Annotated in this window: 13 protein-coding genes; 12 read left to right on the forward strand and 1 reads right to left on the reverse strand. The window is 38.4% G+C overall.

Going from position 1 to position 13,691, the window contains the following annotated elements; translation table 11 throughout:
* The first annotated feature begins 30 nt into the window (after positions 1-30).
* From fba to RYK16_RS05280, 10 genes are all read left to right on the forward strand, one after another.
* Entirely contained in the window at positions 31-897 is an 867-nt protein-coding gene (gene fba, locus RYK16_RS05235; protein WP_006526709.1) for a class II fructose-1,6-bisphosphate aldolase, read from the forward strand.
* Between the two features lie 124 nt (positions 898-1,021).
* Positions 1,022-1,690 (forward strand): HAD family phosphatase, encoded by a 669-nt coding sequence (locus RYK16_RS05240; protein ID WP_314851234.1) that lies wholly within the window; start codon positions 1,022-1,024, stop codon positions 1,688-1,690.
* A complete protein-coding gene (locus RYK16_RS05245; RefSeq protein WP_314851235.1) occupies positions 1,674-2,936 on the forward strand; it encodes a UDP-N-acetylglucosamine 1-carboxyvinyltransferase in 1,263 nt (420 codons plus the stop codon). Before RYK16_RS05240 ends, RYK16_RS05245 begins: the two co-directional genes overlap by 17 nt.
* Positions 2,937-3,033: 97 nt before the next feature.
* On the forward strand, positions 3,034-3,237 hold the full coding sequence (rpmE, locus tag RYK16_RS05250; RefSeq protein ID WP_006526712.1) for a 50S ribosomal protein L31: 204 nt from the start codon (positions 3,034-3,036) through the stop codon (positions 3,235-3,237).
* A gap of 91 nt (positions 3,238-3,328) precedes the next feature.
* Positions 3,329-4,405, forward strand: coding sequence for a peptide chain release factor 1 (prfA, locus tag RYK16_RS05255; protein WP_314851236.1), 1,077 nt, complete (start codon positions 3,329-3,331; stop codon positions 4,403-4,405).
* Positions 4,402-5,256 carry a peptide chain release factor N(5)-glutamine methyltransferase gene (gene prmC, locus RYK16_RS05260; protein WP_314851237.1) on the forward strand — a complete coding sequence of 285 codons (855 nt, stop codon included), beginning with the start codon at positions 4,402-4,404 and terminating at the stop codon, positions 5,254-5,256. The genes prfA and prmC overlap by 4 nt, the downstream gene beginning before the upstream one ends.
* Positions 5,257-5,350: 94 nt before the next feature.
* A complete protein-coding gene (locus RYK16_RS05265; protein WP_314851238.1) occupies positions 5,351-6,874 on the forward strand; it encodes an amino acid adenylation domain-containing protein in 1,524 nt (507 codons plus the stop codon).
* On the forward strand, positions 6,874-8,052 hold the full coding sequence (locus RYK16_RS05270) for an alanine racemase (RefSeq protein ID WP_314851239.1): 1,179 nt from the start codon (positions 6,874-6,876) through the stop codon (positions 8,050-8,052). Before RYK16_RS05265 ends, RYK16_RS05270 begins: the two co-directional genes overlap by 1 nt.
* A gap of 26 nt (positions 8,053-8,078) precedes the next feature.
* Positions 8,079-8,633 carry a TetR-like C-terminal domain-containing protein gene (locus tag RYK16_RS05275; protein WP_314851240.1) on the forward strand — a complete coding sequence of 185 codons (555 nt, stop codon included), beginning with the start codon at positions 8,079-8,081 and terminating at the stop codon, positions 8,631-8,633.
* A 129-nt stretch (positions 8,634-8,762) separates the two neighbouring features.
* Positions 8,763-10,559 (forward strand): oleate hydratase, encoded by a 1,797-nt coding sequence (locus RYK16_RS05280; protein WP_314851241.1) that lies wholly within the window; start codon positions 8,763-8,765, stop codon positions 10,557-10,559.
* 342 nt (positions 10,560-10,901) lie between these two features.
* Here RYK16_RS05280 and RYK16_RS05285 read toward each other — a convergent pair whose 3' ends face one another.
* On the reverse strand, positions 10,902-11,219 hold the full coding sequence (locus tag RYK16_RS05285) for a 4'-phosphopantetheinyl transferase superfamily protein (protein ID WP_314851242.1): 318 nt from the start codon (positions 11,217-11,219) through the stop codon (positions 10,902-10,904).
* 83 nt (positions 11,220-11,302) lie between these two features.
* On the opposite strand from RYK16_RS05285, the gene srtB reads away from it, so the two are divergent.
* Both srtB and RYK16_RS05295 read left to right on the forward strand, forming a co-directional pair.
* Positions 11,303-12,094 (forward strand): class B sortase, encoded by a 792-nt coding sequence (gene srtB, locus RYK16_RS05290; protein WP_314851243.1) that lies wholly within the window; start codon positions 11,303-11,305, stop codon positions 12,092-12,094.
* Between the two features lie 15 nt (positions 12,095-12,109).
* Positions 12,110-13,684, forward strand: a complete 1,575-nt coding sequence (locus tag RYK16_RS05295) for an LCP family protein (RefSeq protein WP_314851244.1) — start codon at positions 12,110-12,112, stop codon at positions 13,682-13,684.
* The last annotated feature ends 7 nt before the right edge of the window (positions 13,685-13,691 follow it).

Consider the following 13,691-nt stretch of genomic DNA (forward strand, 5'->3'; position numbering starts at 1 on the left):
TGAAAACGCTAAATAAGGAGGAATAATCTCATGGTATTAGTTTCAGCAAAAGAAATGATTGAAAAGGCTCATGAAGGTCATTATGCAATTGGTGCTTTCAACATCAATAACATGGAATGGACAAAGGCTATCTTAGCTGCTTGCCAGCAGGCAAACTCTCCTGTCATTCTTCAGGTTTCTGAAGGTGCAGCGAAGTATATGTGTGGCTTCAAGCAGTGTGCAGATATGGTTAAGAACATTCATGACCATATGGGCATTACAGTTCCAGTTGCTTTACACTTGGATCACGGAACATTTGAAGGTGCTAAGGCTTGCATCGAAGCAGGTTTCACATCTGTAATGTTCGACGGTTCTCACTATGATTTCGCAGAGAACTTAGAGAAGTCAAAGGAAATCATCAAGTTAGCTCATTCACAGGGTGTATCTGTAGAATGTGAAGTTGGTGGTATCGGTGGTACAGAGGATGGCGTTACATCTAACGGTGAATTAGCTGATCCAAAGGAATGCGCAGAAATCGCTTCATTAGGTGTTGATTTCTTAGCTGCAGGTATCGGTAATATCCACGGTGTTTATCCAGCAGACTGGGCAGGATTAAATTTTGAAAGATTATCAGAAATCGATGCTGCTGTAAATGGTAAGCCATTAGTATTACACGGTGGTTCTGGTATCCCATTTGACCAAGTACACAAGGCTATCACAATGGGTGTATCTAAGATCAACGTAAATACAGACTTACAGATTGTATTTGCTAAGGCAACTCGTGAATACATCGAAGCTGGTAAGGACCAACAGGGTAAGGGCTTTGACCCACGTAAGTTACTCAAACCAGGTGCTGACGCAATCGTTGCTAAGGTAATCGAAATGGTTAACCAGTTCGGTTCCGCTGACAAAGCTTAATTACTAAGTGAGTGATGATAAGGGGCTCGTATATGAGCCCTTTTTTCTATCTCGTTGTATAATGATTGTGCAAACTTTTGCATACATCTAGAATGGATACGAAAATTCATGTAAAATGCTGTATATGATAAAAGCGGTATTGTTTGACATGGACGGTATTCTTTATGATAGCGAATACTATTATATGCAGGGAACAGTTGCACAGATGCGTGCGTATGGATATGATGGGCCTGCTAAGAATATTTACCGAATCATCGGTACAACGATGCAGAAAACATATGAGATGCTATATGACATGCTAGATGGGAAAGTCCCTATTGAAGTGATTCGTGAAAATAACGAAAGATACTTTAATGTGGAACATCCAATCCACTTTAAAGAGATTATGTTCCCAGGTATTCCACAGGCATTACAGCAGATGAAAGAGATGGGTTTAAAGTTAGCAGTATGTTCGGCTTCCTCATATGACTTAATTGTGACAAGTCTAAAAGAAATGGGAATCTTGGAATACTTTGACTTTATTGAAAGTGGAGAAAACTGCAAACGTTCAAAACCATATCCAGATATCTATTTATTGGCCCAAGAGGCACTACAAATACGCAAAGAAGAGTGCTTGGTATATGAAGATAGTAAAGCAGGGATACAAGCAGGTATCTCAGCTGGAATAAGAACCGTTGCGAGAATTGATGATCGCTTCTACCAGGATCAATCAAAAGCAGATATACTTGTAAAGGATATACACGAGCTGACAGAGCTGATCAGAAAGGAAAATACATATGCAGGAAGTAATTAAAATTGAAGGTGGACATACGCTAGAGGGAGAAGTCACAATCTCTAGTGCAAAGAATGCAACAGTAGCACTGATTCCTGCTACCGTACTGGCTCATGGACCAGTCACAATCGTTGGGGTTCCGCAGATTGCGGACGTTGAATCCCTAACAAAGATTTTAAATTTATTAGGTGTTCAAGTTGAAGCACGTTCTTCTGATCATTTGATTATTGATCCTACAAATATCCAAAATATTGATTTAGTAGATGACGCAGTCACAAAACTTCGTGCATCGTACTACTTCATGGGTGCTTTGTTAGGTAGGTTTGGTCGTGTGTGTATGAAGATGCCTGGTGGATGTTACTTAGGTCCAAGACCAATTGACTTACACTTAAAGGGTTTTGAAGCCTTGGGTGCTAAAGTAACGTATGACAAGGCTTGTTATACAATCGAAGCCAAGGAATTAAAGGGTGCGAAGATTTTCTTGGACATCGCAAGTGTTGGCGCAACTATCAATATTATGATGGCTGCTGTATACGCAAAGGGTCGTACAACGATTGAAAATGCGGCGAAGGAACCAGAAATCATCGACGTTGCGACATTATTAAACAAGATGGGCGCACATATTCGTGGTGCAGGTACAAATGTCATCACAATCGATGGTGTTGATAAGTTGATGGGCTGTTTCCATGAAATTATCCCAGACCGTATCGAAGCAGGTACATTCTTGGTCATCGCTGCTGCATGCGCAAAGAAGATGGTGATCAAGAATATCATTCCACAACACTTGGATGCCCTAACTTCTAAGTTACAGGAAATGGGTGTTGATATGGATATTGATGTAGACCGTATTACAATCCGTCATACAGATAAACTGGTTGCGACGGATGTTACCACAAGACCATATCCTGGTTTTGCGACGGACTTACAACAACCACTTACCACACTGATGACACAAGCATATGGTGAATCCAAAGTTGTAGAAACCATCTACGTGGAGCGTTTCAAGCATTGTGGAGAGTTACAACGTATGGGTGCAGATATTGAAGTATCTACAGGTTCTGCTAGCATCAAGGGCCCAAGTTCCTTATTTGGAACCAAGGTTGTTGCGACAGATTTACGTTGTGGTGCAGCGATGTTAGTAGCAGGTCTTCTAGCAGAGGGTGTTACAGAAATCCATGATGTATATCACATCGATCGTGGCTACGCTGAAATCGACCAGAAGTTAAAAAATCTAGGTGCAGTGATTTGGCGTGAAACTGTTGAATAAAAAGATTGCACGAAAAAAATTGTTATGGTAGTATAAATAGGCAATTTAGCACTTTCTTTAAGCCAATCAGAGGCTTAAGGCAGAAGGGAGATAAAAAATGAAAAAAGATATTCATCCAACTTATCACAAGGCGAAGGTAGTATGCACAAGCTGTGGTGCAGAATTCGAAACAGGTTCTGTATTATCTGAAATTAAAGTAGATACATGCTCAAACTGCCATCCATTCTATACTGGACGTCAGAGATTCGCACAGGCTCAAGGACGTATCGAGAAGTTCAATAAGAAGTACGGTATGAAATAAAGCCGGTCCGGTATAATTCCGGACCTTTTTCTTTGAATACAAAGAATTTAAACTATGTTAAAGTTGTTATGGAAAATATGTGGAGAATACTATGGACGCAGTCAGAACAAAATTAAGTGAAATAGAAAAACAATATAAAGAAATTGTAGAGAAGCTGATGGATGAAAAGGTAATGTCAGATCCTAAGCTCCTTACAAAATTATCCAAAGAACAGGCAAGATTAACGCAACCGGTTGATGCGTATCACCAACTTTTAGAGTTAGACTCTCGTATTGCACAAGCAGATGAGATGTTAAGGGAGAATGATCCTGAACTCAAAGAGATGGCGCGTATGGAAAAGGATGAGTGTGAACCAGAACGCGAAGCCTTGTTAGAAAGAATTCAGCACTTACTTGTGCCACGTGATCCAGATGATGACCATGATGTCATTATGGAAATCCGTGGTGGTGCAGGTGGAGATGAGGGTAATATCTTCGCTGGTGACTTATATCGTATGTATAGCAAGTACGCAGAAAGCAAGGGCTGGAAGGTACAGGTTCTGGAAGCTTCTGTCAGTGAAGCAGGTGGATATACACAGATTATCTTCTCTGTTAAGGGAACAGATGTCTATAAGGAATTGAAGTTTGAATCTGGTGTACACCGTGTACAGCGTGTACCAAAGACAGAAACACAGGGACGTATTCATACTTCTACCGCAACCGTACTATGTCAACCGGAAGCGGAAGATACAGATATTGAAATCGATCCAAAGGACTTAACAATCGAAACACATCGTGCTTCTGGTGCTGGTGGACAGCATATTAATAAGACAGACTCTGCCGTACGTATCGTACACGTTCCAACAGGTATTACGGTAAACTGCCAAGATGGACGTTCACAGATTGAAAACCGTGAGACTGCGATGCGCTTAATTCGTGCACGTGTATACGAAGAACTCAAGCGTATCCAGGAAGAAGAAGCTGGTAAGATTCGTCGTGCCAAGATTGGTACTGGTGATCGTTCAGAAAAGATTAGAACATATAACTACCCACAAAACCGTGTGACAGACCATCGTATTGGTTTAACAATTACACAGTTAGATCGCATCATGGAAGGTAAACTTGATGGTGTGATTGAGGGCTTATTAGCAGAAGAAGAAAAGAGAAAACTTGAGGAGACAGCGGTGTGAGTACATTTGCGAAAACAATTAAGCAATACGAAAAAGAGTGTCTAAAAAATGATATCCCTGCGGAAACTGTCATGGCATATCTTTTAGAAATCTCTCAACGTGAACGCTATGATTTGTTTATGCATATTGATGACGAGATGCCAGAAGCTCTCGCAAGTGAATTCCATGCAGGCATGGAAAGAATCTTGAAGCAGGAACCAATGGCGCATGTATTAGGATATTCTTGGTTCTATGGATATAAGATGATTGTCAATGAAGATGTATTAATTCCTCGTTGTGAAACGGAAGAACTCTGTGCATTAATTTTATCTCGCATTGATGAAATCTTCCCAACACAGGAAACTGTAGAATGTGCAGACGTTGGAACAGGTTCTGGTGCCATTGCGATTACAGTCGCAAAAGAAGAGAGCCGCGTAAAGATGCACGCTACGGATATCAGTGAAGAAGCTTTGGTCACTGCACGTCAGAATGCGAAAAATAACGAGGTAGATATCGACTTTACCGCAGGGGATATGTTACAACCGTTAATTGATGCGAACCGTCATTTGGATGTTCTCATTTCCAATCCTCCATACATCCCACAGGATGAACAGATGGAAACCTCTGTTGTGGACTTTGAACCTCACGTAGCCTTATTTGGTGGTGAGGATGGACTGAAGTTCTATCGCATGATTTTTAAGGATTGTAAGAAAGTACTCAATGAGAAAGCGTTTATGGCTTTTGAAATGGGATGGGATCAGCGCGAACGTATGAGTAAACTGGTAGAAGAAATGTTACCGGATGCTCGCTTTGAAATCCTCAAAGACATGAACGGTAAAGACCGTATGTTATTTGTATATTTTAATTGCTAAAAATGGAGGAATCCTCCATTTTTGTGTTTTCAGATAAATTTTACATTCAAAAATCAATGAACATAGTAAAATAGATACGTTAGGAGTAAAAACTATGACAAAGAATATTCTTGAGTGGCTAGAAGCCTCTTGTCAAAAACATCCAAGTAAGATTGCGGTCGCAGATGAAACCGCAGAAATGACATATGAAGAATTAGTGAAAGATGCCAAGATTCTCGGAACTAAGCTTGCGACATATATCCAACCTCGTCAAGCGGTTGCGATGTATATGGAAAAGAGTAACACTACACTTGCGGCAATGTATGGTGCTGTCTATGCCGGTGGATTCTATTCACTGATTGACACAAGACAGCCAATTGGACGCATTGAAAAGATATTAGAAGTATTAAATCCAAATGTCATCTTGAGTAATGAACGTTTCTATGAGGAAGCGCGTGAGAAGTTAGGGTCTACTGCTAATATTGTGAAAGTTGAAGATATTATCCGTGAAGGTATCATTGATGAAAACATGCTTGCAGGGATTCGTAAACAGGCTGCTAGCACAGATCCTCTCTACGTAAACTTTACGAGTGGTTCCACTGGTGTACCAAAAGGTGTTGTTGTTGGACACGGTTCTGTCATTGATTTTATTCCAGAGTTCGTAAAGGTGTCTGGTATCTGTGCAGATGATCGTATCGCTAACCAAGCACCGTTTGATTTTGATGTGTCTGTTAAAGATATTTATAGCAGTATATACGTAGGTGCTAGAGTAGAACTCATTCCACGTGAATTCTTCAGTAATCCAACGCACTTGATGGATTTCTTATGTGATCATCAGGTAACCGTACTAACATGGGCTGTTAGTGCAATGTGCTTTGTGTCCATTATGAATGGATTTGGTTACCGTAATCCAGAGACGATTCGTTTAGTCATGTTCAGTGGTGAGGTCATGCCAATTAAGCATTTAAATATCTGGATGAAGAATTGTCCAAAGGCAGAATTTATCAATCTATATGGACCTACTGAGATTACATGCAACTGCACATACTATCGTTTAGAGAACCGTGAGTATAGTGCGGATGAAATCATTCCAATTGGTTCCGCATTTGATAATGAGAAGGTATTCTTACTATCTGATGAAAATAAATTGGTGGATACACCAAATGAAAGTGGAGAAATCTGCGTGGCGGGTGCATGTCTTGCGTTAGGGTATTATCATGACGCTGAAAAGACAGCAGCTGTATTCGTACAGAATCCATTAAATAGTGTGTACTATGAACGCATGTATCGTACAGGTGACCTTGCGAAATACAACGAACAAGGGGAACTAGTTTATATTGGACGCAAAGACTTCCAAATCAAGCACCTAGGACATCGCATCGAGTTGGGTGAAATTGAAAGCTTAGTACAAGGACGTAGTGGCGTTGTGCGTGCATGTGCTATCTATGACCACAATAAGAAACGTATTTACTTATTCTGGTTAGGTGAGCGTGATCAAAAAGAATTACATAATGAACTAAAGGTTGTTATGCCAAGCTACATGGTACCTAACAAGTTAGTACACTTGGATGAAATGCCAATGACAAAGAACGGTAAGATTGATCGTGCCGTATTAAAGAAGATGGAAGGAATCGAATAATGCAAGAGAAAGAACTAAGGTATATCACAGAACACTACCAAACACCATGTTTTATCTTTGATTTAGAAGCGGTAAAACATCGTGTTTCAAAAATGAGAGAAATTGTAGGTGGTGCATATCGTCTATGTTATTCCATCAAGGCAAATCCATTCTTGATTCCGACGATGGCAGAAATCACAGACAAACTAGAAGTATGTAGCCCGGGTGAGTTATCCATCTGTAAAGCACTTCGTGTAGAACCAACTAAGATTTTATATTCTGGTGTCAATAAGACAGAAGTGGATGTGACAGATGCAATGGAATATGGAGTGATTCACTACACAGCAGAATCTCTATTGCACATGGATATCGTGAATACAATCGCTGGGAAGTACCAGAAGAAAGTAGAAATTCTACCTCGCTTAAATGCAGGAAGTCAGTTTGGTATGTCCAAGGAAGATTTATTCTCAATCTATGCAAATGAAGAAAAGTATCCAAACGTGATTGTAAAGGGTATTCACTACTTTGCGGGTACACAACGCAAGAAGAATGATAAACAAATCAAAGAGTTGGATATGTTGTTAGAATTAATCAAAGAAATTCAAACAACATTTGACCGTAAAGTTGAACAGATTGAATACGGACCAGGTCTATCCGTTCCATTATTCGAAGGTGATGATTTCAGTGATACATTAAAACCTCTTGAGAATATCCATGCAAAGTTAAAAGAGCTATCTGAGGTTGTTGATTTAACAATTGAAATGGGTAGATTCTATTCCACATTCTGTGGAACATACCTGACTCGTGCAATGGATTGTAAGTCTAATGAAGGCGTACATTACTGTATTGTAGATGGTGGTATGAATCATCTAAACTACTATGGTCAGATGATGGGTATGAAAGTACCACACATTCAACATTTGCATGCATGTAATGATAGAACAGAAAAGAATTGGTGTTTGTGTGGCAGTCTTTGTACAACTGCAGATGTGCTAGTCAGAGATGTAACACTACAAGGCTTGCATGCAGGAGATTATTTAGCCTTCAATAACTGTGGTGCGTATTCTGTTACTGAAGGTATTCACTTATTCTTAAGCCGTACGATGCCACTGATTCTATTGCGTACAGCAGAGAACGAATACGTTGTCGCAAGACAAATGCAAGAATCTTATCTAATCAATACGATTCAAAATTACTAATTATCATTGATAGTAAAGGAGGTAGTATGTCACAAGTAACGAAACGTGCTTTAGAACAATCACTTAAGAATTTGTTGTTGAAGAAGCCATTATCGAAAATCACAATCAGTGATTTAACAGAAGATTGTGGTATGAATCGTATGACATTCTACTATCACTTCAAAGATATCTATGATTTGGTTGAATGGGCTTGTCTAACAGACGCAAAGCGTGCATTAGATAAGAAGAAGACCTATGATACTTGGCAACAGGGTTTCCTACAGATATTAGAAGCTGTTCAAGCAAATAAACCATTTATTATGAATGTTTATCGCTGCGTTCATCGTGAACAGGTTGAAATCTACTTGCGACCACTCGTAGAAGACTTGATTCTGAATGTTGTTAACGAAGAAGCAGATGGACTCAACGTACGTGAAGAGGATAAGACATTTATCGTACAAGCATATTCTTATATCTTTATCGGTATCATGTTAGATTGGATTAAAGAGGATATGAAAGAGAACCCACAAGAGATTGTAGAGCGCTTGAATAAACTGATTAAGGGTTCCATTCGTGCTTCGCTAACTAGATTTCAGTATTAAAATTTTTATCAGAGTATGAAGTTTTATCACTATGAGAAAAGTGATAAAACTTTTATCTTTTTTAGCTCCCTGCTAAATGAAAAAGTATATAGAGTTGATATGATGCATATGGATGAAGGAGGATTTCATATGTATTATTCAGCAGGAACTTATGAGTCATTTGCTAGACCATTAAAGCCAAAGGATGTTGATAAGAAATCAGCGTATATTATTGGTACAGGTCTAGCTGGTTTAACAACAGCGTTTTATCTTGTCCGTGATGGACAAATGAGTGGAGAACATATTCACTTACTAGAAAAAGCTACACTTGCGGGTGGTAGCTGTGATGGACGTAAGGATGTCACAAAAGGTTTCTTCATGCGTGGTGGTCGTGAAATGGATAACCACTTTGAAGTAATGTGGGATACCTTCCGTGATGTGCCTTCCATTGAGACACCGGACGTATCTGTTTTAGATGAGTATTATTGGTTAAATAAACGTGATCCAAACTATTCACTATGTAGAGCAACTGTAAATCGTGGTGAGGATGCACATACAGATAAGCAGTTTAAACTTGATAAAAAGTCCGCAATGGCATTATCTAAATTATTCTTAACACCAGAAAAGGATTTGGAAGGAAAGAAGATTTCAGATGTATTACCAGCTTCCTTCTGGGATACAAACTTCTGGTTATATTGGCAGACGATGTTTGCTTTCCAAAAGTGGTCCAGTGCATTAGAGATGAAACGTTATCTATGTCGTTTTGTACATCATATTGATGGATTACCTGACTTTAGCGCTTTGCGTTTTACAAAGTATAACCAATATGAAAGTATGATTTTGCCACTTGTGAAGTATTTGGAAAATCATGGGGTTCATATTGAATACGGAATGGATGTAAAGAATGTTGTAATTGAAACACGTGGCAATAAGAAGATTGCTAGACAAATCGTATATAAGAAAGATGGAATTGAACAATCCATTGACTTAATTGAAGATGACCTAGTGTTTATTACCAATGGTTGTTGTACAGATACTTCCTGTTATGGAGACCAGACACACGTTCCGGATTTATCAAATGTAAAGAATGGTTATGGAGAATCATGGGATATGTGGAAGGCAATCGCAGCGCAAGCAATGCATGGCGAATATGGTAATCCAGAAGCTTTCTGTACCGATGTAAATGCGACAAACTGGATGAGTGCGACAGTCGCTACTTCTAATGAAGAAATCATTCGCTATATCACAAACATCTGCAAACGTGACCCACGTACTGGTAAGGTTACAACAGGTGGTATCGTTACTGTTAAGGATAGTACGGATAATTGGTATCTATCATGGACTATCAACCGTCAACCACAGTTTAAGTCACAGGATAAAGGCCTTGTATTAATTTGGCTATATGCATTAAATACGAATAAAGAAGGTAACTATATTAAGAAGCCTATGCGTGATTGTACAGGTATCGAGGTATGTGAAGAGTGGTTATATCATATTGGTGTTCCAACTGATAAGATTGCCTCGCTTGCACAAGACGCATGCAATACAACAACATGTTTCATGCCATATATCAATGCGTTCTTCCAACCACGTAAAGAATCTGATCGTCCAAAGGTTGTACCAGATGGAGCAGTAAACTTTGCCTTTATCGGCCAATTTGCAGAGACGCCAAGAGATACGATTTTTACAACAGAATATTCCATGCGTACAGGTATGGAGTCTGTCTATACACTCTTAGATATTGACCGTGGTGTGCCTGAAGTTTGGGCTAGTAAGTATGATGTACGTGAATTATTGCGTGCATGTTATTACGCGATTGATAAGAAGCCAATTACTGAAGTAAAGGAATTGTCCTTTATTGAAAAGTTCGTGCTCAATCAAGTATTGAATCGTGTAAAGGGAACAGATATTGAAATTCTATTAAAGAATAGTGGACTCATTAAATAGAAACTCACGTGAAAAAGGAAAGTTGTATGCTTTCCTTTTTTTCTACGTATAATATGTGCAAAGATAACATTTGCTCGCTCCAACAACAATTACAAACTATCATTCATCCACTACTTTCAAAATTTCAAATTTTTAGGGAGGGCTTATGAGAAAAAGATGTTATTGTTTCTATGCGTGTATTTAGTGGCTTTAGTTTTGATGGGTATCACGATACAACTGTATATTAAGTTTTACTTATCCGCTGTAGATATGAATATTCCGAAGATATCGAAAAATACCAAAAGATCAGGAATGATAGAAAGGTTCTCTTGCAAAAAGAGAACCTTTTAAAAATGAATTTATTTACAAATTTGAAATACTTTGTACAATCGCAATTGCGATGTTTGCGTCATGGGAGATGCTTACTTCAAGTTCAGGATGGTCTTTGATGTAAGGTTTTCCGCTTTCATCATTTAGAATACTGTACTGTAAGTAATTTTTATCTTGTGTTGCCTTGAAGATAGCTTCTTTCGCCGCAAAACGTCCCGCAAAGTATTGTTTTTTCTGTGTGGTAGTATGCTTTGAGGAAAATTCCACCATTTCAGATTGTGTTAAAACATGTGAAATGATGGGTTTTTCTAAGTCGATTCGAAGCATATCTACGATGTCTACGCCTAACATGGTATTATTATTACATAGTTGCGTGCATTTGGCGAATGCTTGCACACTCAGTCAATCGACTGTAAAATATTGCAGAGGTTAGTATGAAAGAAAAGAAGAATAAAAAGAAATTATCTAGAGTCGGAAGAATCGTACTTGATGTCATCATGGTTGTCTGTTTAGGTGTTGCGATTTTTTCTGGCTATCAGTTATATAAAGGCCTAGCAAGTTATAACCAAGCAGGAAATGCGTATGATAACTTACGCAAAGATGCCGTTACAACGAAAAAGGACACAGATAAAGATGATACAGCTTCAACATTAGATTTCCAGAAGTTGTTATCTCAAAACCCAGATTGTGCTGGTTGGATTACACTTCCAAACTCCAATGTGGACTATCCGGTTGTGTTTGGCGCTAGTACAGATGAAAATAAGTATGGTAATAGTTACTACTTAGACCATTTATTTGATGGTACATACAATCTAAGTGGAACTGTCTTTATTGACTATAACAATGGCAGAGACTTTACACATAAGAATACGATCATTTATGGTCACCATATGCTAAATGATTCCATGTTTGCGGATATTGAGAAGTATAAAGATCAATCTTACTACGATAGTCATAAGGAAATGGTTTTCCAGACACCAAATGGTACATATAAAATCTATCCCGTTGCAGGATATTCTACAACAGGTACAGGTAACTATGTACAGTACGACTTCGGTAGTGACAGTGAATTTTTGAGTTATGTTGATCGCTTCGTTTCTGCATCAACATTTAAGAGTGATGTAACTATTACAGCAGAAGATCAAATTGTTATGTTATCAACATGTTCCTATGATGTTGAAGATGGAAGATATGTATTAGTTGGAAAGCTGGTAAAAGCTTCATAAACAAGGAAATGATTTATGACTGAACAAAATCCGAACAGAGTAATTCGAAAGAAAAAGCGTAAGAAGAGATATATCAGCGCTAGATTTTTATGGCTGATTCTTTTCCTTGCGAGTATTGTATTTGCGATTACATTCTGGCGTATGCCGATGTTTCCAACAAAGTGGAAATTTATCGTTGTACTCGTACTTGCGGTAATCGATTGGTTAACGTTCTTGTTAACATCTAAGGTAAGACCTAGTAATATTTTTGCGCAGGTAATGAATACAGTGCTTGCGGTAGCGCTTATTATCGTAAATATCGCACTACCGTACTATACGGATCGTTTTAGCAATATTTTCTCCTCTGTTTTGGGTAATGAAGTCAGAATTGGCATCTATGTGATGACAGATGCATACAAAGCAAAATACAAAGATACATTCGCTAACTCTGAATACAAAGAAAGTATGAAGTTAGCGGAATATCAGAATGCGACATTTATTACAGCAATTGGTGTAGATGGTAATAATCAGAATTATGCACTAGAACAGTTAAGTGTTGATTTAAAGAATGACAACCTGAAGACAGTTAATAGTAGTTCAGTGCAATCTGCTGTAAAGAACTTATATACAAATCAAGGTGATGTTTTACTCTTAAGTGATTCTTATTTATCAACGGTTTTAGAGACAGATGAATTTAAGAACTTTAAGACAGACACAAAACTGATTGGCAGTTATTTCCGCAAGGTGGAAACGACACAAGTAACAGATGATAAGACAAATCTTGCGAATACGCCTTTTACAATCTTTATTGCGGGTAATGACCAACCGGGTGATTTAAGCTTAGAGGGCAGAACGGACGTTGATATTGCGGTAACAGTGAATCCGAATACACATCAGATTCTGATTTCCAACTTGCCACGTGATGCCTATATTCAAAATCCGGCGTATCAAAACTCGAAGGATAAGTTAACCCATCTAGGATTAAGTGGTATTCAAAATACATTAAAGGGTGCTAGTAACTTACTTGGTACAGATGTGAATTACTACATGTTAGTAAACTTCACAACATTTGAAGATATTATCAATTCAATCAATGGTGTTGATATTGATAATCCATTTGAATTTACTGCAACATTTACAGGACGAACTTATCCACAGGGTACATTACATCTTGATGGAGAACTAGCGCTAGAGTATGTTCGCGAACGTTATAGTTTACCAAACGGTGACTTTGACCGTAACCTTCACCAACAAATCGTGTTATCTGCGATTATTCACAAGCTATTAAGTCCTGAGTTGATTAGTTCAATTAATAATATTCTGGGTGCCTTACAAGGCAAGTTCTTAACCAATGTTTCGACAGATTCTATTTATGCATTATGTAAGAAACAGTTGGATCAGAATATCCAATGGAATATTGTGAAGTATCATCTTGATGGTGATACGGGTAGTGATTACTGTGCATCTGCACCAGATCAATTATTATCGGTTGTTTACTTGTATCAAAATCAGGTTGATTTCATTAAGGCTGAAATTGATAAGATTATGAATGATGAAATCATTTCCCAGGAAACACTGCCTGAGGGAACATACGATAATTCCACAAACTAGGAGGATT

The organism is uncultured Solobacterium sp. (assembly GCF_963550625.1).
GTDB lineage: Bacteria > Bacillota_I > Bacilli_A > Erysipelotrichales > Erysipelotrichaceae > Bulleidia.